Below are 19,541 nucleotides of genomic sequence, written 5' to 3'. Positions count from 1 at the left end.
TTCAGACTCCCAGAGCCAGTTTGAGAATGGCGAGTACGGCCAGCAGGCCGCCGAAGATAGCCAGCGCCTTGATGGTCACCATCAGGGCCACCTCGAGGGCTCGGTGATGAACGTAGTCCTCGACGACCACCTGCAGGCCGAGCTGGCCGTGATAGAAGCCGGTGGCCACGAACAGGATGGCCATCGTTGCATGGAAGGGATGCGCCAGGAAGGCCGTGGCGGCCGCGTGGTCGGCGCCGACCAGCGCGGTCAGGGCCCAGACCAGCCAGGCCGTCAGAACCACCAGCAGCATGGCCGAGAAGCGCTGCGCCCACCAGTGGCCGACACCGTCGCCGGCCGAACCATGATTGTGGGCTCTTTCGAGCGGGTTGCGAAGTCCGGTCACAGCAAGCCTCCCCACACGATGGCGGTCAGCACGACGGTCAGGACCAGCACGGTCCAGCCCGAAGCATAGGCGCCCTTGAGCTCGAGCAGCCAGCCGGCGTCCCAGAACAGGTGCCGGATGCCGTTGAGCAGGTGGTAGAACAGGCTCACGGTCCACAGCAGCAGCGCGACCAGGCCGACCGGGCTGGCGAGCAGTCCCGTCAGCGAGGCGAAAGCCTCGGGGCCGGCTGCAAGCGCCACGACCCAGGCCGTGACCATGACCATGCCGAGACTCAGCAACAGGCCCGTGATTCGATGCGAGATCGACATCACGGAAGTCAACTGCGGGCGATACACCTGAAGGTGCGGTGAAAGGGGGCGGTTGTCCGTCACCATGGATTCAGTTCTCCCGGTTTTCCGTCCAGGTCAGAAATCGATGCAGCGACCGTCCTTTTCCCAGTCGCCGTAGCGGGTAGGCTCGAGACCCTTTCTGCGACCGCCGAACTCCCGCGGCCGATCAGACGCCGACTCCTCTTCCGGCGCGTGATCGCGATGCTCCGCCTGGCGGGTCGCTTCGTCGGTGTGCTGATCTGGATTCGTGCCTGACGATGTAGAATTGTAACCGCTCATGACGCTCCATTTTACTCGGCATGTCGAATCAATTTCTGCTGAATCATCTCGCAAGCTTTTCGATCGCCGGCCCCGATGCCCGCAGCTATGCCCAGTCGCAATTCACGGCGGACGTCGATCGCCTCGCCGGGGATGCCTGGTCGCCGCTGGCCTGGTGCGACCCGAAAGGTCGCGTACTGGCCACCATGATGGCCCGCGCGGGTGAAAACCGTGTCGATCTCGTGCTCCCCGCCGTTCAATGCGAGTCCATCCGCGAAGGGCTCGGGCGATTCACGATCGGGCGACGCGTCGATCTCTCGGAGAGCGGGCCCGTTTCGGGCGTGTTCGATGGGCTCGGTGAGGCAACTCCCCTGGCTTTCGATCCGGAGCGAGGCTTGCTGAACGACGTGGCGGCCCCGGGCGACGCGGCAGCCCTGCGGAATTGGCGCCGGCTGGACCTGTGCCAGGGCCTTCCGTGGCTCGAGCCCGAAAGCAGCGCCCGGCACCTGCCCCAATGGCTGGGCCTCGAGGAACTGGGGGCAGTAGCCTACGACAAGGGCTGCTATCCCGGCCAGGAAGTCATCGCCCGCTTGCACTACCGAGGCACGGTGAAGTATCGCCTCGCCGGGCTGGAAATCGACACCGTCGAGGCAATCGATGCTCACGCCCGGATCACGGATGCCGCCGGCGCCGGTATCGGGCACTGGCTGGGCGGCATGGCACTGGAGAGTTCGACCATCGGCCTGGCGGTTCTCGCGACGCGAGCCGAGTCGGACGGTGCGGTGCTTGTGGCCTGCGGCGAGCGCGCGCATTCGGCCCGAGTGACGGCGCCTGAAACGCTGTGCTAACATCCAGAAGCCCAAAAGAAATCCACAAATCATGAATTTAGAGGGGTCAGTTCAATGAAAACTTCAATCAAATGGTCGGGGCTGCTGCTCGGGCTGATCCTGGCCGTTTCCGCCTGGACTCAGGAAGAGAGTCAGCAACAGTCCGGCCAGTCCGCGGAGGAGGCCGCCGCGACCGAGCAGGCAGCCCAGGAAGCGCAGGAGCAGGCAAGCGACGAGCCGCAGCAAGCGACCGAAGCGGAAGAATCGGGCTCGACAGCCGAAACTGCCGACGAGGAAGGCTCGGCTCCTGCAGTAACGACTGGAACGGAAGAATCCGCAGAGGCCGCCGCCGAGCCGATGCCGGCCGCAGCGGAAGCGACGCCGGAATCGGCAGAGACTTTCGTCTTCCAGGGCCATCCGATCTTTTCGCCGGAAACCGCCGAGCTGGTCTATCGCCCACTGGTCAACTATCTCAACGATGCGCTTCCCTACCGCTTCGACCTGGAGCTGGCTCCCGACTACCACCGCTACTGGTTGAGCACACGCCGCGGGCAGAATCCGCACCTGGTGCTGGAAGAGCCGCACCTGACCGCCTACCGCATGGAAGAACACGGTTACACACCGCTTGTGCGTGCTCAGGCGCCGATCACCTATTCGCTCCTGACCTCGATGAACAACGCCGAATCCAGCGTCCAGGACTTCATCGGGCGTCGTGTCTCCACGATGCCGGCACCGAGCCTCGGTTACCTGATCCTGACGAGCTGGTTCGACAATCCCATGCAGCAGCCGATCATCCAGTCCAATGCCGCTTCCTGGCTCGACGCCGTCGAGATCGTCTTCTCGCAGGAAGCCGACGCCGCGATCGTTCCGCACAACCTGGTGTCGCGCTACGTCAACATGGCCAATGTCCTGACCTCGCAGGAGTTTCCCGGAGTGACGGTCGCCGCCAGCCCGGAAGTCCCGGTGGATATCCAGGAAGAGATCCGCGCCGCGCTGCTGGCGCTGCACGAGGACGAGGAGCACTTTGCCGCCCTCAACGAACTCGACATCAGCCAGTTCATCGAAGCCCGTCCCGGCCAGTACGACGGCCTGGAAGAATGGCTCGAGCTGGTCTACTCGACGCTGTAAGGAGCCCGGCTCCTCAGCGCTTCGCCACCAGGTAGCAGATCCAGCCGGCATCGGCATCGCCGGTGTCGGCTGGCTCGTACACGCCGTTGCCTTCCCCCGTGTCCTCGTCGGTACCCTCCCAGTACACCTCGACCGAGGAGTAGCCGGCCTCCTCGAGCAACTCCCGGATCTCGGGCAGGGTCCAGAGACGCCAGTGGTACTCGAACGCCCGCCTGATCTCCGAGCCGTCCGGGAACTCGAAGTGGATCTGGCAGGTCATCGCGTGCTGGATGGGATCGAAGCTGGCCTGGTCCCAGACGTAAGTGAAATCGTCGTACTCGGTCCGCTCTTCGAGCTCGCGATGGGCGTCATAGCCGCCGAAAGCGTCGAGAAAGAGTACGCCGTCGTCGACCAGGGCTTCCCGGGCACGCTCGAAGTAGGCCCGCAGCGCATCCCGGCTGGTGAACAGGTAGTAGCTGAAGTTCATGGCCAGCAAGGCGTCGACGCGTGGTGTGCTGGCGGTCATCACATTGCCCTCGATGAGCTCGATACGTGACCGCTCCTCCGCCGTGAGCGCCTCGACGTGATGCGCCCTGCCCCAGGCCAGGACTTCGGGGTCGAGATCGACGCCAACCGCACGGCGGCCACGATCGCTGCGAACCCAGTAGCAGGCCGTGTTGGCCGTGCCGCAGAAATCCTCCCGGATGAACTCGAGCGGACGCCCGGCCACGACCTCGAAGGTCTCGGCCACGAATTCGAGTTCGGACTCCGGATCCTGCACGCTCTCTTCGTAGAGGGCGTGCCGGTCGGCGCGGCTGGCAAGGGTGCTTGAGCGTTTTCGGGCACGCGACATGCGTCAGACTCCGTGTGTCGTGAAAGGCCGGAGCGACATCCGGCTCAGGATTGTTTGCGGACCGCCGGCCAGGCCGCGCGGAGATAGATGAACATCGACCAGATCGTCAGTGCCGCGGCGATGATCAGCAGCCAGCGGCCGATCTCGAGCACCGGGATGAACCACAGCGACTCGCCGTAGAGCAGGAAGCCGATGGCCACCATCTGCAGGATGGTCTTGATCTTGCCGACCCATGCGACCTTGACGCGCCCGGCCTCGCCCAGCGCCGCCATCCACTCGCGCAGCGCCGAAATGGTGATCTCGCGCCCGATAATGACCGCCGCCGACAGGGCAATGCCGATTTCGGGATGGCGCTGCACGATCAGCAGCAGCGCGACCGTCACCATCAGTTTGTCGGCCACCGGGTCCAGAAAGGCCCCGAAACTGCTCGTCATGCCCCAACGCCGCGCAATCCAGCCGTCGAGCCAGTCGGTAACCGCCGCGATGATGAACAGCGCAACGGTGACCTGGTTGGACGCATCGAACGGCAGGTAGAACACCACCACGAGCACCGGAATGAGCACGATGCGCAGCAGGGTCAGCAGTGTCGGAATGGTCAACTGCAAGGAATCGCTCCGGGGCCGGTAAACGCATCATTATCACGCAACATCGGCGCGAGCGGAACCGTCAGGGCTTGTGCAGATGTTCGACGACCGCCTCGGCGAGCTTGCGGCTGATGCCCCCGACCCGCACGAGTTCGTCCACGCCCGCCTTGCGAATGCCCTGGAGCCCGCCGAAGGCCTTGAGAAGGGCCTGCCGCCGCTTGGGCCCCACGCCGGGCACCTGCTCCAGGGGCGAGGCCTGCGCTCGCTTCTGCCGGCGCTTTCGATGGCCGCTGATGGCGAAGCGATGTGCTTCGTCGCGGATTTGTTGCACCAGGTGCGAGGCGGGATGATGCGGCCCCGGCACGGCCTCCCGGTCGCCCATGATGAAGCGCTCGTGGCCGGCGCGTCGGGCCGGCCCCTTGGCAACGCCCAGCAGCGGGATGGCATCCAGTCCCAGTTCCTCGAATACCTTGCGTGCGCGACCGAGTTGGCCCTTGCCGCCGTCGATGACGACCAGGTCCGGCAGGTCCTCGGACTTCTCGAGCACCCGCGTGTAGCGCCGCCGCAGCACCTGCTCCATGGCCGCATAGTCGTCGCCGGGCTCGATATCGCTGACGTTGAAGCGCCGGTACTGCTTCTTCTCGGGTCCGCGCGGGCCGAACACCACGCAGGAGCCCACCGTCTCGGTGCCCGAAATGTGCGAGATATCGAAGCACTCCAGGCGCTCGGGCGGATTGGGCATCTCGAGCATTTCGGCCAGGGCGGCCAGCCCGCGGCCGACCTGGTCCCGCTCCGCCAGGCGGCGCCGGAGCGCATCACCGGCATTGGCCGCCGCCAGGCGCACCCACTCGGCCCGCTGGCCCCGCAGGCGCCAGGAAAGCGCCACCCGTGACCCGCGCCGGGAACCGAGTGCCTCCTCCCAAAGAGCGGCATCGGAAGGCTCCTGCGAGAGCAGGATCTCGGCCGGCGGATTGCGATCGGCGTAGTACTGGCCCAGGAAAGCCCCGAGGATGTCGGCCGCCGTCATGTCCTCGTGCAGGTTGCCCGGAAAGTAACTCCGTCCGCCCACGTTCCGGCCATGCCGGAATTCCACCACGTGCACGCAGGCCTTGGCGGCTTCGACGTGCATGCCGACGACGTCCATCTCGCCGCTGGCGCCGGTGACGAATTGGCTGCCGCGCACCTGCTGGACCGCCCGGATTCGGTCACGGTAGGTCGCTGCCTTCTCGAAATCCAGCGACCTCGAGGCCTGCTCCATCCGTTCGCCCAGGTGTTCGATGACCTCGTCGCTGCGCCCTTCCAGGAACTGCACGGCGGCGCGGACATCGGCGGCGTAGTCTTGCTCGCTGATGTAGCCCACGCAGGGAGCACTGCAGCGGTTGATCTGGTACTGCAGGCAGGGACGGCTGCGGTTCTCGAACACCGTGTCGCGACATTGCCGGACACCGAACAGCCGATAGATCTGGTTGAGCGCCTCGCGCACCGCGCCGGCGCTCGAGAACGGACCGAAGTAGCGGTGCGGCGGTTTGCGACTGCCGCGATAGAAACCGATACGCGGATACGGGTGCGCGGTCTCGAGCCGGATCCAGGGGTAGCTCTTGTCGTCGCGAAGATTGATATTGAAGCGCGGCCGGTGCGCCTTGATCCATTCGTTCTCCAGCAACAGCGCCTCGGCCTCGGTGCGGGTCAGGCTGACTTCCATGTGGTCGACCTTGCGCACGAGAAGGTTGAGCCTGGGACCGAGATCGCGTCGGCTGAAATAGCTGCCCACCCGCCGGCGCAGGTTGCGCGCCTTGCCCACGTAGAGCACCTTGCCCGCCGCGTCGCGCATCAGGTAGACGCCCGGTCCGGTACCGAGGCTGCGGGCGAAGGCGCGGCCGTCGAACTCGCTCATCGCCGGGACGCGGAAAGTTCCTCGACCAGCTGTTCGGCGGCCGCTTCGAGCATGTCGATGACCCGCTGGAACCCGTCGACGCCGCCGTAGTAAGGATCGGGCACCTCGTCGACGCCGTAGTCCGGCGCCAGGCTCATCACCAGATCGAGGCGGCAGGCGCTTTCAGCGGGCCGTATCGCCTCGAGGTCGCGAAGGTTCGAGCGGTCCATAACGAAGATGGCGTCGAAACGCTCAAAGTCATCGGGCACGACCACCCTTGCCCGTTCGGCGCTCAGGTCCAGCCCCCACTGCCGGGCGATGCGTTGCGCACGCGGATCGGGCGCCGAGCCGGCGTGGTATCCGGTGGTGCCGGCCGAGTCCGTCTCGATCACCAGTCCAGCCCGGCTCAAGCGGGCGTCGAAGACAGCCTTTGCGGTCGGGCTGCGGCAGATATTCCCGAGGCAGACAAAAAGCATGCTTTTCATGATATTGGCTTCATTTATTCACTTGTCGCATCAAGCCTGAATAGACTCATTCCCGGCCGAATCGGGCGCAGGCCGCCGCCAGGTCCTCGGGCGTGTCGATCCCGGACGGAACGGGCGCATCGGCCCGGTCGCAGACGATGACCCACCCGGCCGAGAGCGCCCTGAGCTGTTCGAGCGACTCGAGCCGCTCCAGGTCGGAGGCCCCCAGCGACTGCCAGTCCCGGAGTGCGCCCGCCCGGTAGGCATAAAGCCCGAGATGCGCCCGGGCGACGGCTTCCGGCCACCCGCCGTCGCGGGCATGGGGGATGGCGCTGCGCGAAAAGTACAGGGCCCGTCCGCGCTCGTCGGCCACCAGTTTGACCACGTTGGGGTTGCGCCATTCGACTTCGCTGTCGAAGACCCGCCACAAGGTCGCCATTCGGGCCTCGGATTCACGGGCCAGCAGCCCGGCCACCTGGCGCAGGCAGGAAGACGGCATCTCCGGCTCGTCACCCTGCAGGTTGACGACGATTTCGTCCTCGCCGAGCTGCAGCTTCGAAGCGGCTTCCGCCAGCCGGTCGGTGCCGGAGCGGTGGTCGCCGCGGGTCATCACGACGTCGCCGCCGTCGGCGCGCACGATGCCGGCCACCTCCTCGCTGTCGGTCGCAACGTGGACGCTGGCCGCACCCGCTGCGCGGGCCCGGTCGCACACGCGCAGGATCAGTGCGCGGCCGGCCAGGTCGGCCAGCGGCTTGCCGGGCAATCGTGTGGATGCCAGGCGGGCGGGAATCAGTACGTGGAAGTCACTCATGCCGCAGAAATTCTCGCACATGCGCCAGCACGGCAACGCGGACGGGCTCGGGCAGGCGGGCCTCGATGGGCAAGACCCAGGTCCGCGGCAGCCCCGCCAGCCGCTCCAGCTTGACTGCGTCCTTCTCGGTGACGAGCAGCGGACCTTCCATTGCCTTGAAATCATTCGCTGCGAAGGCATGGTGATCCGGAAACGCTCGCGCCCGGAAACGGTATCCCAGAGCCTCCAGCAGGGCAAAGAAGCTGTCCGGGTTGCCGATGGCGCAGACGGCGTCGAATTCGGCCTGTGCAGGAAAAGTGTCGTCCGAACGGCCGCCGCCCAGAAGATAGGGGCGGCCGGGAGCGACTGCAAAAGGCGTTGCGGCGGCCCGGTACTCCGCCGCTTCCCCTGCGGCCTGCTTGACCAGCACCTGGTCGACCGAATCGAGCCGGTCGACCGGCTGCCTGAGCGGCCCGGCCGGCAGCAAGCGGCCGTTGCCGAGCCCGCGCAGGCCGTCGACAACGCAGATTTCGTAGCTTCGCGGCAGGCGCGGGTGCTGCAGGCCGTCGTCGGACAGGACCACGTCCGCACCGCCGCTGCGTGCTGCGTCCAGAGCCGCGCGCCGGTCCCGGCAGACCCAGACGGCGCAACCCGCCCGACGGGCCAGCAGCACCGGCTCGTCACCGACCGACTCGGGATCGCTCGAGGGCGTCACGGCCCGCGGCTCGTCACCGTTCCGGCCGCCGTATCCCCGGCTGATCACCGCCGGGGCATGGCCGGCCTGAGCGAGCAGCCTGGCCAGCGCAGCCACGACCGGCGTCTTGCCGCTCCCGCCGACCGTGATGTTGCCGACCACGATGACCGGGCAAGGCGGGCGCTCATGCGAGGGTCGCCAACGCGAGGCCGCCACGGCGCGGTAGACCGGGACGAGCGCCCGCAGCCAAAGCGGCACACGCCGCTGCGAGTACCACAGCCCGGTCAGATACCGCTCCAGCCGCCCTTTCACGGCCGGTCACGCGCCGGCGAGCTGCAGGCGGTGCAGGTAGCGATAGAGACCGTCGTCGCGCTCTAGCAGTTCGGCGTGCGAGCCGGACTCGACTGCCCGGCCGTGGTCGAGCACGACCACCTGGTCGGCCATTTGAACCGTGGCCAGGCGATGCGCGATGACCAGCGTCGTGCGGTTCTCCATCAGCACCTCGAGGGCATCCTGAACGGCCTGCTCGGACTCGGCATCCAGCGCCGAGGTGGCCTCGTCGAGGATCAGAATGGGCGCATCCTTGAGCACGGCCCGCGCGATGGCGATGCGCTGGCGCTGACCGCCCGAAAGCAGGGAACCGTCTTCGCCGATCGGCGTGTCCAGCCCGAGCGGCAGGCGCTCGATGAATTCCATGGCGTGCGCGGCGCGCGCGGCTTCCTCGACCTGCTCCCGGGTGGCGCCGGCCAGCCCGCCGTAGGCGATGTTGCGGCCGATCGTGTCGTTGAACAGCACCACGTCCTGGCTGACCAGGGCAATGCGATCGCGAAGCGCTGCCAGTTTGTAGTCCCGGATATCCACGCCGTCGATCAGGATGCGGCCCGCAGCGGGCTGGTAGAAGCGCGGCAGTAGCTTGACGATCGTGCTCTTGCCCGAGCCGGATCGCCCCACCAGGGCGGTGACCTTGCCGGCCGGAATGGTCAGGTCGAGATCGATCAGAGCCGAATTGCTGGCGTCCGGATACGAGAACGAGACATTCTCGAAGCGGATCTCGCCGCGCACGGATTCGGGCTCGTAGGTGCCCGTATCCGTTTCTCCCGGCGTGTCGACCACACGGAAAATGCTCTCGGCCGCCGCGACGCCACGCTCGATGGTGACGTGCATCTTGGTCAGGCGCTTGAGCGGTGGAATCGTCGCAGCCAGGGCCGCCAGCACGGACATGAAAATGCCGGCGGTGACCGTGTCGCCCATCAGCTCGCTGGCCGCCACGACCAACAGCACCACCAGCGCCACGCCGGCGGCCATCTGCACCAGCGAAGACGACAGGAGCTGCGTGCCCACCAGGCGAAGGTGCAGCTTGCGATTGCTCTCGTTGATGCCGTGGAACTTGTCGCGCTCCTGCCGCTGGCCGCCGAAGACCTTGACCACGTGGTGACCGTTGACCGCCTCCTCCGTGATGTGGGTGACATCTCCCATCGAGTCCTGGATGTTGGTCGAGATGCTCCGGAAATGCCGGCTGATGAAGTAAGCGATCACGCCGATGATGGGCAACAGCAGCAACAGGGAAAGCGTCAGCCGCCAGGACTGGATCAGCATCACGCCGAACAGCGCGACCACGGTCATGATGTCGCGCGAGATGCCGATCAAGGCCTTGGTCGCCGCCTCGGCCACCTGCTCGGTGTTGTAGGTCACCCGCGAGATCATCTGGCCCGAAGACTCCCGGTCGAAGTACGCGGCGGGCAGCTCCAGGTAACGGTCGAACAGTGCGTTGCGCAAGTCCGCGATCAGCTTTCGGCCGACCCACTGCATGCCGAATTCACCGCCGAAATTGCCCACCACCCGGAGGATCAGCGACAGGAACACCAGCGCCGGCAGAGCGTAGTTGAACTCGGGGTTGGGATTGGCGATGGTGTCGTCGATCAACGGGCGCAACAGGTAGAAGAACAGTCCCTGCCCGGCCGCGTCCAGGGCGACGGCCAACAGCGCCAGGCCGAAGATCAGGCGGTGCTTTAGCACCATGCCCAGCAGGCGGCGGTAGACCTGCCTGCCGGTCATGCTCGTCGGCGCGTTCATTCGGAATCTCCCTCGACCGTCGCGATGCTGACCCGCCGGATGCCTTCGGCCGCCGCCGAGTCCAGCACGCGCACGACCAGCCTGTGCGGCGCCTCCCCGTCGGCACGCACCACGAGCACCGCCTCCGGATTATCACGAAAACGCTGGGCGATTGCGGCCTGCACCGTCGCCTGGCGTGCGTCGACCAGTTCCTGGTCGCCGACGAACAACCGCCCGTCGTCGGTGACGATGAACTCCACGATTTCCGGCACAGTCTCCGCCTCGGCCGTACTGGCCTCCGGCAGGTCCAGGCGCAACAGGGCCTGGCGCTCGAAGGTGGTCGAGACCATGAAGAAGATCAGGAGCAGGAACACCACGTCGATCAGTGACGTGAGGTTGATCTCCGGTTCTTCGTGTTCTTCCTGCTGTAGTTTCATGCCTTGGCTTCAGCCGGCGGCCTGCGGGCGCTTGAGCTCGATGGTGTGCAGCAATTCGAGTGCCTGCTGCTCCATTTCCACGACGTAGGAACGCACCAGACCGCGGAAATAGCGGTAGAAGAAATAGCTGGGAATGGCCACGGTCAGGCCCGCGGCGGTCGTGATCAAAGCCTGCGAAATGCCGCCGGCCAGCTCGTTGGGGTCGCCGACGCCGTGAATCATGATCGCCGAGAAGACCTGGATCATGCCGATCACGGTACCGAGGAGCCCGAGCAGCGGCGTGATGCCCGCAATCGTGCCCAGGGTGTTGAGGAAGCGCTCCAGTTCGTGCACGACGTGCCGGCCGGTGTCCTGGACCGCGTCTTTGATGACTTCACGCTCGCGCCGGCGGTTGACCAGCGCCGCGGCCAGGACTCGGCCCAGGGCCGAGGACCGCCGCAACTGCTCGATGTGCTGGCGATCGAGTTCCCGTTGCGCCGCCCACTGGCGCACGCGCTCGAGGATGCCAGCGGGTAGCACGCGCTTGCGGCGCAGGTTCACGAAGCGTTCGATGATGATGGCGGCGGCGATGATGGAACAGGCCAGAATGGGCACCATCAACCATCCACCCGCGACGACGATTTCGAGCATGTCCGGAGTCAGCCCCGACCGTTGCTTGTCCAGCGCGCATGATAACGGGTTTGCCGTTCATTCGTCGCCTCCACTCGCCGGATGAAGCAGCTCGCGCACCGACGATCAGGGACAACCGGTGCGCGGCTTCCAGAAACGGGGCGCGAGCGTCGCCATGGAGCGAATGCCAGGCGGCCGGTCGGAGGCGAACCGAACCCTGATCGCGCCGCAGCGCCCCGTCGTCAGCAGGGTCGTGCCGTGCGCCTGAAGTCTTTCGCGGGTTTCGGCGTGAACGCGCCCGAAGCGATCATGACGTGCCACCGAGGCAATGGCCGTGCCCGGCGAGACCGCCTCGAGGAAGCCTCGACTGCTTCCTTCCCGGTGGCCGCCGGAAGGCAGCTGGAGCACATCGGACGCCGGACCGCCCCACTCGGCGACGAGGCGCGCCTCCACGTCGGCATCGATGCCGCCGGTCAGCAGCAGGTCGCCGCCCGGACCGGAGACGTGCAGCACGCAGGAGGAATTGCCGCCCAGGTCCGGCAGGGCCGCGCTGGGGTGAAGAAAGCGGAAGCGCCAGCCGGCCGAGCGCCAGGAGCGGCCGGCCACGCAAGGCGCCCCGAGTCGCCCCGTGGCGGCCTGCACCGCGACGCCCTCGCCGGTCACCGAAGCCAGGCCACCCGAATGACCACGATGTTCGTGCGAGATCACGACACGATCCACTCCGTCGAGGCGGACCGTCCGCAATACACCCGGGAGGATTCCCGAAATGGCGTCCGAGCCTTCACCGTCGCCCGGCCCCGTGTCGTAGAGCAGCGCTTCGTCGGCGGTTCTCACGAGCACGGCCAGGCCGTTGCCGACATCCAGGAACCAGGCCTCCAGCTGGTCTTCGCCGAGTTCGTCGGCGGCCGGCCACAGCAAGGGCAGCAGCAGGACCGCTCCGAGACCCCTTGCAGGCCAGCCCGGCGGCGCGATCAGCCACGCCGCTCCCGCCGCCGCCAGCGGTATCGCCCAGGTCGCTGCCGACGACATCGCGATGTGGGTTCCGCCCAGGCCATGCAACCCCTCGAGGATGTCCAGCAGCAAGCGCAGGCCGAAGTCCGCGGGCGCGGCGAGCGGCGAAGCGGGCCAGCCCAACAGCATGGTCGCGATATCCACCAGCAGCGAGGGCAGCACGACCAGGCCCACCAGTGGGATCGCGGCCAGGTTGGCGAGGAAAGCGCCGGGCACGAGTTGCCCGAAGAGGCCGACGTTGAGGGGCAATAGCCCGATCAGGAGAACCATCTGGGCCCGCAACAGGCCGGCCACCCACTGGCCGGGCCTGGACGGACGCCACGCGAAAGCGAAAACCAGGACAGCGACGGCCGCAAACGACAGCCAGAAACCCAGCGACAGCGGAGAAAGGGGATCGAACACGAGAACGGCGAGCAGGGCCAGCAACAAGGCCCGGCCGGGCGGAACGGCACGCCGGAAGAACAGCGCAGCAGCGACGACGGCGAGCATGACCAGGGCGCGCTGCGTGGGCAGCGTGAAGCCCGCCAGGCCCGCATAAGCCACCGCGGCCAGTAAACCGAACGACACGCCGACCCGCCGCCGGTCGAAACGGCTGGCGACGAGCGACAGCGGTGCCGCCAGCCATCCGGACAGAAGGCCGGCAAGGCCGGCCACCATGCCGACATGCAGCCCGGAAATGGCCAGAAGATGGGCCGTACCGGTCTCGCGAAGCCGCTCGGAGAGCGCCGTCGGCATGGCCGAGCGATCGGCCACGCCGAGGGCGCGCTTGAGGGCGGCGACATCGCGATCGACGGTTTCGGACTGGATGATGTCGGACAGGCGCTGACGCTGACGGTCGAGCCATCGCTCGCCCGGGTCGTCGGCGACGAGCTCCGGCCGCCCCCGCACGCTGCCCGTGGCAGCGATTCGCCGGGCCAGCAGGTAGCGCTCGTAGTCGAACCCGTTGGGATTGTCGCGCCCGACCGGCGGTTCCAGCCGCAGCGTCATGCGCCAGCGGCTGCCCGGCACGACACGCCGGAAGGGGCGATACCAGCTGACCCGGATCCGCTCGGGCAGCGCGGTGCCGGTCGAGGCTTCATCGACGGCGAGGACGAAACGCACGGTCTGCTCGTGACGCTGGGGCAGGCCGACGACGGTGCCCGTCAGGGTGCGCGTTGCGCCCGCCTCCTCGGCGGGCCATTGGCTGCCGATCTGACCCTGCGCCGCGGCCAGGAACCACAGCGCGCCGAGCAGGAAAGCAGCGGGCAGTCGCGTATAGCGGAACGCGCAGCCCGTTCCGGCCAGGGCGGCAAGCACCAGGAGCGCCGGCATGCCGGGCAGCGAGGGCGCCCAGGACGCAAGCAGGCAGCCTCCGACGAAGGCCAGTAGCAAGCGCCCGCCCCCGCCACGCATCGCTCAGTCGATGGGCACGAGCTGACCGCCGGTCATTTCCAGGCGCCGGTCCATGCGGCGAGCCAGCTGCGGGTCGTGGGTCACAAGGACGACGCTGGTTCGAAATTCGCGGTTGAGTTCGAGCATCAGGCCATAGACGTGGTCGGCGTTGCGTTCGTCCAGGTTGCCGGTGGGTTCGTCGCCGAGTACGCAGTCCGGCCGGTTGATCAACGCCCGGGCCACTGCAGCGCGCTGGCGCTCGCCGCCGGAGAGCTCACCCGGCTTGTGCGAGAGCCGATCACCCAGTCCGACGCGCTCGAGCAACGCGGTCGCCTCACGGCTCGCGTCACCGGCGCCGCGGCCCGCGATCAACAGCGGCATGGCCACGTTTTCCAGCGCGGTGAATTCCGGCAGGAGGTGATGGAACTGGTAAACGAAGCCGAGATGGCGATTGCGGATGGCCGCCCGCCGGGTCTCGTCGGCCCGGGCCATGTCCTCGCCGGCCACTTCCACCCGGCCCGAAGTCGGCTTGTCCAGGCCGCCGAGCAGATGAAGCAAGGTGCTCTTGCCCACCCCCGATGCCCCGAGAATGGCTACCTGCTCGCCCGCGTGGATGTCGAGATCGACGCCCTTGAGGACGTTGAGTTCCGTGCGTCCCTGGACAAAGGTCCGCGTGAGTCCCCTGGCGCTGATGACGATGTCATTCATGGCGCAGTGCCTCCACCGGTTCGGTTCGAGCCGCCCGCCACGCCGGGTAGATGGTCGACAGCAGCGACAGCGACAGCGCCACCCCGCCGAACTTGACCACGTCGCCCCAGCGCAGTTCCGATGGCAGGTCGCTGATGTAGTAGACCTCGGCGGACAGGAAATCGGTACTCAGGAACTGTTCCAGCCAGGCCACGATCTGCTCGACGTTGAGCGCCAGGGCCACGCCGCCGACAATGCCCAGCAGCGTGCCGATGATGCCGATCAGCGATCCCTGAACGACGAAAATCCCCATGATCTTCCTCGGCCCCAGCCCCATCGTCTTGAGGATGGCGATGTCGGCCTGCTTGTCGGTGACGACCATCACCAGGGTCGAGATGATATTGAAGGCCGCCACCGCGATAATCAGCGACAGGATGATGAACATCACCGTCTTCTCGGTGCGCACGGCCCGGAAGAAATTGGCGTGCTGCTGGGTCCAGTCCCGCACGCGGTGCACTCCGCCGAGCTGGTCGCTCAATTCCCAGGCGATCGCCCGGGAGCGCATCATGTCGTCGAACTTCAGTCGCACACCGCTGACCTGCTCATCCAGCCGGAACAGTCGCTGCGCGTCGCGATAGTGAACGATGGCCAGCGCCGTATCGTATTGCTGCACGCCGGCTTCGAAAATGCCGGCGACCTCGAAGCGACGCACCTGGGGCACGACGCCGGCCGGTGTGGCGCGGATCTCGGGCGCGAAAATCGTGACCGGGTCACCTTCCCGCACCCCCAGCCGGGCGGCCAGCCCCGCGCCGAGCATCACCCGCCACTCACCGGGCGCCAAGGCCTGGAAACCGTCGTGCCGCATCAACTCGTCGATCTCGGAGACCTGGGGCTCGAGCTCGGGATCGATACCTCGAACCTGAGCACCCGCCGTGCCACGCCCCTTGATCAGGGTTTCCTGCTCCACATAGGGCGCTGCGCCCACCACGTCGGGATGACGCCGGACTTCCTCGAGCAGGGACTCCCAGTCCGAAAGCCGGCGCTCGTAGCCCTCGATCGTGGCGTGCGAAATCATGCCGAGGATGCGCTCCCGCAGTTCCTTCTCGAAACCGTTCATCACGCTCAGCACCGTGATCAAAACGGTCACGCCCAGCGCGATCCCCCCCATGGATATGAGCGAAATGAAGGAAATGAAGTGATTGCGGCGCTTGGCGCGCAGGTAGCGCAGGCCGACGAAAATGCTCAGGGGTTGGTACATTCGCTAGCGGATTCCTGTGTCAGGCCGACGAAGTGCCGGAACGGAGGCCATCGAGCACGGCAGCCAGTTCCTCGGGCAACGGTGCCGAAAAGACCTGTTCCGACGGCCAGGGCAGCTTCAGGTAGTGCGCATGGAGAAAGAGCCGGTTCAGGCCCTCCGGGGCCGGATCATGATTGTACCGCTCGTCTCCGGCCAGCGGATGATCAATGCTGGCCGCGTGAGCCCGGATCTGGTGAGTGCGGCCGGTCTCGATGCGCACCTCGACGTAGCTGTAGCCGCCGACCCGCTCGAGCACGCGAAAGTGGCTGACCGCCGACTGACCCTCCGGTGACGCGATGACGCGGTGTTGCCCGCTCGCGTCCCGGACCTTCTTGAGGGGCGAATCGACGGTCACCCTGTCCTCGGCCAGTTCGCCCTGGAGGAGCGCCAGGTAGCGTTTCTCGACGGCCTGGCCCGAGAAGGCCTTCTGCAGTTCCCTCGCCGCCCGGTGGCTGCGCGCCACGACCAGGACGCCGCTGGTGGCCCGATCCAGACGGTGCACCGGCCGATATCCCTCGCCCATTCTCGAAAGCACGTCCATCAGGCCCCAATTGAGGCCACTGCCGCCCTGCACCGCCACGCCGGCCGGTTTGTCCAGCACCAGGAAGCCCTCACCCTGTTCGATGATGCACTCGCGGATACGTTCTACCATGCCCTCGGGTACGCGACGATCCTCGGGCGCCTGGCTCGCCACGGGCGGAATCCGTACTTCATCACCGGCCTGCAGCTTCTTCATCGGCTTGGCGCGGCGCCCGTTCACCCGAACCTGCCCGGTGCGCACCAGCCGGTAGACCAGGCCGCGGGGAACCGATCCGAGCTGGGACATCAGGAAGTTGTCCAGCCGCTGGCCGGAGCGGTCGCCGCTGACGGTAACGTGCCTGACGCCTCCGCCCTGTTTGCTCTCCTTCATCGGGATTCCTCGGAAATGTCCTGCGCCTGCCTTCTCGCCGGGAGGGTCCGACCATCGACAACGGCTATCGTCGCAATACGATCAATGATAAAATGACAAGGTCAGGCGCATGCGTGGTCGAGCGGCAACCAGCAGGATGGCTGGAAGGCTTGAACCCGCGTGAACCCGATCGCGGATGCTGACACATCTGCCGATGCCGATACAAGCGGCCATGGCAGGGCCTCGACGGCCGAATGCTGCATCCGCCACCAGAACCATTTGCTCGACTCCCGGGCCGGCCAGTGCCTGGAACGGGAGCGGTCCCCCACGGGACCCGAACGATTCGATTTTGCGCGGCGACCCGATTTCCCAGGATTCGGGTTCCGGCAGATGAACAACGTGTGCCGCCAGCGTGGACGAGGCAAACAGACGCCCGGCGGCCTGACATTGAAAATTACGCGCTCCCGGATCGACCGATGCACCGGATCCGGGTTGGGTGCCAGACTTTGCAGGCCAGCGCCTCGCGCGGCCGCATGCCAAACCAGACCATGTCGCGCCTTGGGCGCGTCGTCTCGACGGAGTGTCCGGGCCGGCTGGTCCGACGACAATCGATGCAGGCTGGTTTGCCCGCCCGGCTCCGTCTTTCGGAGCGTGGCGGAGTCCGGCACTCATCTCCCGAAGAACCCCTGCCTCGTGGCGGTCGGGAGCGCCGGAGGAACAACAATGAAACGCATGCTGATCAACGCGACTCAGCCCGAAGAGTTGCGCGTGGCGATTGCCGACGGCCAGACCCTGCTCGACCTCGATATCGAGGTGCCCGCCCAGGAGCAGAAGAAATCCAACATCTACAAGGGCCGCATCACGCGGGTCGAGCCCAGCCTGGACGCCTGCTTCGTCGAATTCGGCTCCGAGCGGCACGGCTTCCTCTCCATGAAGGAAATCAGCCGCGAGTACTTCAGCCCGACGGCGATCAAGGCGCTCGAATCCGGCGAACGAGTCGAAATCAAGGATGCCGTCCAGGGCGGCCAGGAAGTCATCGTCCAGGTCGACAAGGAAGAGCGCGGCACCAAGGGCGCGGCCCTGACGACTTTCGTTTCCCTGGCGGGACGCTACCTGGTGCTGATGCCCAACAACCCACGCGCCGGCGGCGTGTCGCGCCAGATCACGCGTGACGAACGCAAGGAACTGCTCGACACGCTCAAGGAAATCGAGATTCCGAGCGGCATGGGCTGCATTGTGCGCACCGCCGGCGTGGGGCGGGAGCGCGAGGAACTGCAATGGGACCTCGACTACCTGCTGCAACTGTGGAGCGCGATCAAGGAAGCGGCCGACAGCAAGAAAGCGCCCTTCCTGATCTACCAGGAAAGCAACCTGATCATCCGCGCCCTGCGCGACTACCTGCGCGACGACATCGGTGAAATCCTCATCGACGACGAGAAGGTCTTCGAGGACGCGCGCGAGTTCATGCAGCAGGTCATGCCGCACAACCTGCGCAAGCTCAAGGTCTACCGCGACGACACGCCGCTGTTCTCGCGCTACCAGATCGAAAGTCAGATCGAGTCGGCCTTCGCCCGCGAGGTGCGACTGCCGTCGGGCGGTGCCGTGGTGATCGACCATACAGAAGCCCTGTTGTCGATCGACATCAACTCCGCCCGCGCCACCAAGGGCGCGGATATCGAGGAAACCGCGCTGCAGACCAACCTGGAGGCCGCCGACGAAATCGCCCGCCAGCTGCGCATCCGCGATCTGGGCGGCCTGGTGGTCATCGACTTCATCGACATGATGAGTAAGGACGCCCAGCGCCAGGTGGAGAATCGCCTGCGCGAGGCGATGCGCATGGACAAGGCCCGGGTGCAGATCGGGCGAATCTCGCGCTTCGGACTGCTCGAAATGTCCCGTCAGCGCCTGCGCCCTTCCCTGGGCGAATCGAGCTACATCACCTGCCCGCGCTGCGACGGCTACGGCGCCATTCGCTCGATCGAGTCCCTCGCGCTTTCGATCCTGCGCCTGGCCGAGGAAGAATCCATGAAGGAGCACACCTCGCGCGTGATCGTCCAGGCACCGATCGAGGTGGCCAACTTCCTGCTCAACGAGAAACGCCAGGCTGCCGACGAAATCGAAGAGCGCACCAAGGTGGGCATCACGGTCGTGGCCAACCGCTGGATCGAAACGCCGCGCTTCGAGATCCAGCGGCTGCGTACCAGCGAAACCGTCGATGAACCCAGCTACGCGCTGGCCACCGGCGAGGAGCTGGAATCGCTGCCGGCCCAGGCCGAAGTGCAGCCCGGACCGGCGCCCGAGCCGGCCGCGGTCAGCGGAATCCAACGAACAGCACCGGCCCCGACACGCAAGCGCGGAGGCTTCGCCGCCTGGTTCAAGTCGCTGTTGCGCAGCATTTTCGGCGGCGACGAGGACGAGCGCAGCGAGCGCAGTCGCAATCGTCCACGCCCGCACAAGCATGGCGGCAAGCGCCCCGACAAAGCCGTAGGCAGTTCGCATCGTCACCAGGGCAAGCCCGGCAGCAAGAAAAAGAAGAAAACCCAAGCCCGCGGCAAGAAGAAGAAAACCGGCGGCAAGCCCGCCGACCAGCAACCGGGCAACCAGAAGCCTTCCCAGGACGGTCAGGGTCCCGACGGCGGAAGCAAGAAGAAGAAACGTCGGCGTCGCGGCGGCAAGAAGCGCCGCGGTCGTTCCGGCAACCAGGGCCAGGACCAGGGCAACCAACAGGGCCAGGGCCAGTCCCGGAACGACAAGAAGGATCAGGAAAAGGACCCGGGTCGGGGCCGGCCGGCTGATCAGAAGCAGGCGCAGCAGCCCCAACAGCAATCCGGACCCAAGCCGGAACAGAAGCCGGAACAGAAGCCGGAACAGAAGCCCGAGCAAAAGCCCGAGCAAAAGCCCGAGCAAAAGCCCGAGCAAAAGCCCGAGCAAAAGCCCGAGCAGAAGCCGGAACAGAAGCCCGAGCAGAAGCCGGAGCAGAAGCCGGAGCAGAAGCCGGAGCAGAAGCCGGAGCAGAAGCCGGAG

General features: G+C 66.5%; 19 protein-coding genes. 3 read left to right on the top strand and 16 right to left on the bottom strand.

The features are described 5' to 3' along the window. Position 1: 1 nt before the first annotated feature. The 3 genes from sdhD to DZC52_RS03905 are packed head-to-tail and all read right to left on the bottom strand — an operon-like array spanning position 2 to position 993. Positions 2–385 (bottom strand): succinate dehydrogenase, hydrophobic membrane anchor protein, encoded by a 384-nt coding sequence (sdhD, locus tag DZC52_RS03915; protein WP_116649820.1) that lies wholly within the window; start codon positions 383–385, stop codon positions 2–4. Next, positions 382–759: a succinate dehydrogenase, cytochrome b556 subunit gene (gene sdhC, locus DZC52_RS03910; protein WP_116649819.1), complete on the bottom strand. Its 378-nt coding sequence runs from the start codon at positions 757–759 to the stop codon at positions 382–384. Before sdhC ends, sdhD begins: the two co-directional genes overlap by 4 nt. 30 nt (positions 760–789) lie before the next feature. Continuing rightward, positions 790–993, bottom strand: coding sequence for a DUF1674 domain-containing protein (locus DZC52_RS03905; protein WP_116649818.1), 204 nt, complete (start codon positions 991–993; stop codon positions 790–792). A 20-nt stretch (positions 994–1,013) separates the two neighbouring features. On the opposite strand from DZC52_RS03905, the gene ygfZ reads away from it, so the two are divergent. Beyond that, complete coding sequence (ygfZ, locus tag DZC52_RS03900; RefSeq protein WP_116649817.1) at positions 1,014–1,820, top strand: CAF17-like 4Fe-4S cluster assembly/insertion protein YgfZ; 807 nt, start codon at positions 1,014–1,016, stop codon at positions 1,818–1,820. Positions 1,821–1,874: 54 nt separating this feature from the next. Further along, complete coding sequence (locus DZC52_RS03895) at positions 1,875–2,927, top strand: phosphate/phosphite/phosphonate ABC transporter substrate-binding protein (protein ID WP_116649816.1); 1,053 nt, start codon at positions 1,875–1,877, stop codon at positions 2,925–2,927. A 13-nt stretch (positions 2,928–2,940) separates the two neighbouring features. Here the strand turns inward: DZC52_RS03895 and DZC52_RS03890 are convergent, their stop codons facing one another. The 13 genes from DZC52_RS03890 to DZC52_RS03830 form a co-directional block, all read right to left on the bottom strand. Next, positions 2,941–3,759, bottom strand: coding sequence for a class I SAM-dependent methyltransferase (locus DZC52_RS03890; protein ID WP_116649815.1), 819 nt, complete (start codon positions 3,757–3,759; stop codon positions 2,941–2,943). A gap of 44 nt (positions 3,760–3,803) precedes the next feature. After that, entirely contained in the window at positions 3,804–4,364 is a 561-nt protein-coding gene (gene pgsA / locus DZC52_RS03885; RefSeq protein WP_116649814.1) for a CDP-diacylglycerol--glycerol-3-phosphate 3-phosphatidyltransferase, read from the bottom strand. A gap of 61 nt (positions 4,365–4,425) precedes the next feature. Next, positions 4,426–6,237, bottom strand: a complete 1,812-nt coding sequence (gene uvrC, locus DZC52_RS03880; protein WP_116649813.1) for an excinuclease ABC subunit UvrC — start codon at positions 6,235–6,237, stop codon at positions 4,426–4,428. Beyond that, positions 6,234–6,701, bottom strand: coding sequence for a low molecular weight protein-tyrosine-phosphatase (locus DZC52_RS03875; protein WP_116649812.1), 468 nt, complete (start codon positions 6,699–6,701; stop codon positions 6,234–6,236). Before DZC52_RS03875 ends, uvrC begins: the two co-directional genes overlap by 4 nt. 46 nt (positions 6,702–6,747) lie before the next feature. After that, the gene (gene kdsB, locus DZC52_RS03870) at positions 6,748–7,491 is read right to left on the bottom strand and encodes a 3-deoxy-manno-octulosonate cytidylyltransferase (protein ID WP_116649811.1); all 744 of its coding nucleotides are present in this window, start codon (positions 7,489–7,491) and stop codon (positions 6,748–6,750) included. Continuing rightward, on the bottom strand, positions 7,484–8,476 hold the full coding sequence (lpxK, locus tag DZC52_RS03865; RefSeq protein WP_116649810.1) for a tetraacyldisaccharide 4'-kinase: 993 nt from the start codon (positions 8,474–8,476) through the stop codon (positions 7,484–7,486). Before lpxK ends, kdsB begins: the two co-directional genes overlap by 8 nt. Before the next feature lie 6 nt (positions 8,477–8,482). After that, entirely contained in the window at positions 8,483–10,237 is a 1,755-nt protein-coding gene (gene msbA / locus DZC52_RS03860) for a lipid A export permease/ATP-binding protein MsbA (protein WP_116649809.1), read from the bottom strand. Further along, positions 10,234–10,653, bottom strand: a complete 420-nt coding sequence (locus DZC52_RS03855; protein ID WP_116649808.1) for an ExbD/TolR family protein — start codon at positions 10,651–10,653, stop codon at positions 10,234–10,236. Before DZC52_RS03855 ends, msbA begins: the two co-directional genes overlap by 4 nt. A gap of 9 nt (positions 10,654–10,662) precedes the next feature. Beyond that, entirely contained in the window at positions 10,663–11,283 is a 621-nt protein-coding gene (locus DZC52_RS03850) for a MotA/TolQ/ExbB proton channel family protein (protein ID WP_116649807.1), read from the bottom strand. A gap of 105 nt (positions 11,284–11,388) precedes the next feature. Next, positions 11,389–13,665: a DNA internalization-related competence protein ComEC/Rec2 gene (locus DZC52_RS03845; protein ID WP_116649806.1), complete on the bottom strand. Its 2,277-nt coding sequence runs from the start codon at positions 13,663–13,665 to the stop codon at positions 11,389–11,391. A gap of 3 nt (positions 13,666–13,668) precedes the next feature. Then, the gene (gene lolD / locus DZC52_RS03840) at positions 13,669–14,352 is read right to left on the bottom strand and encodes a lipoprotein-releasing ABC transporter ATP-binding protein LolD (RefSeq protein WP_116649805.1); all 684 of its coding nucleotides are present in this window, start codon (positions 14,350–14,352) and stop codon (positions 13,669–13,671) included. Next, the gene (locus tag DZC52_RS03835) at positions 14,345–15,589 is read right to left on the bottom strand and encodes a lipoprotein-releasing ABC transporter permease subunit (RefSeq protein ID WP_116649804.1); all 1,245 of its coding nucleotides are present in this window, start codon (positions 15,587–15,589) and stop codon (positions 14,345–14,347) included. Before DZC52_RS03835 ends, lolD begins: the two co-directional genes overlap by 8 nt. 19 nt (positions 15,590–15,608) lie before the next feature. Continuing rightward, entirely contained in the window at positions 15,609–16,538 is a 930-nt protein-coding gene (locus tag DZC52_RS03830; RefSeq protein WP_116649803.1) for an RluA family pseudouridine synthase, read from the bottom strand. Between the two features lie 702 nt (positions 16,539–17,240). Here DZC52_RS03830 and DZC52_RS03825 point away from each other — a divergent pair. Continuing rightward, the coding region (locus DZC52_RS03825) for an Rne/Rng family ribonuclease (protein ID WP_116649938.1) at positions 17,241–19,541 on the top strand (2,301 nt) is incomplete at its 3' end.

Source organism: Wenzhouxiangella sediminis (assembly GCF_003410055.1).
In the GTDB taxonomy this organism is placed as follows: domain Bacteria; phylum Pseudomonadota; class Gammaproteobacteria; order Xanthomonadales; family Wenzhouxiangellaceae; genus Wenzhouxiangella; species Wenzhouxiangella sediminis.
The sequence above is the reverse complement of the archived record's forward strand: the minus strand, read 5'-3'. Positions and strand labels throughout refer to the sequence as shown.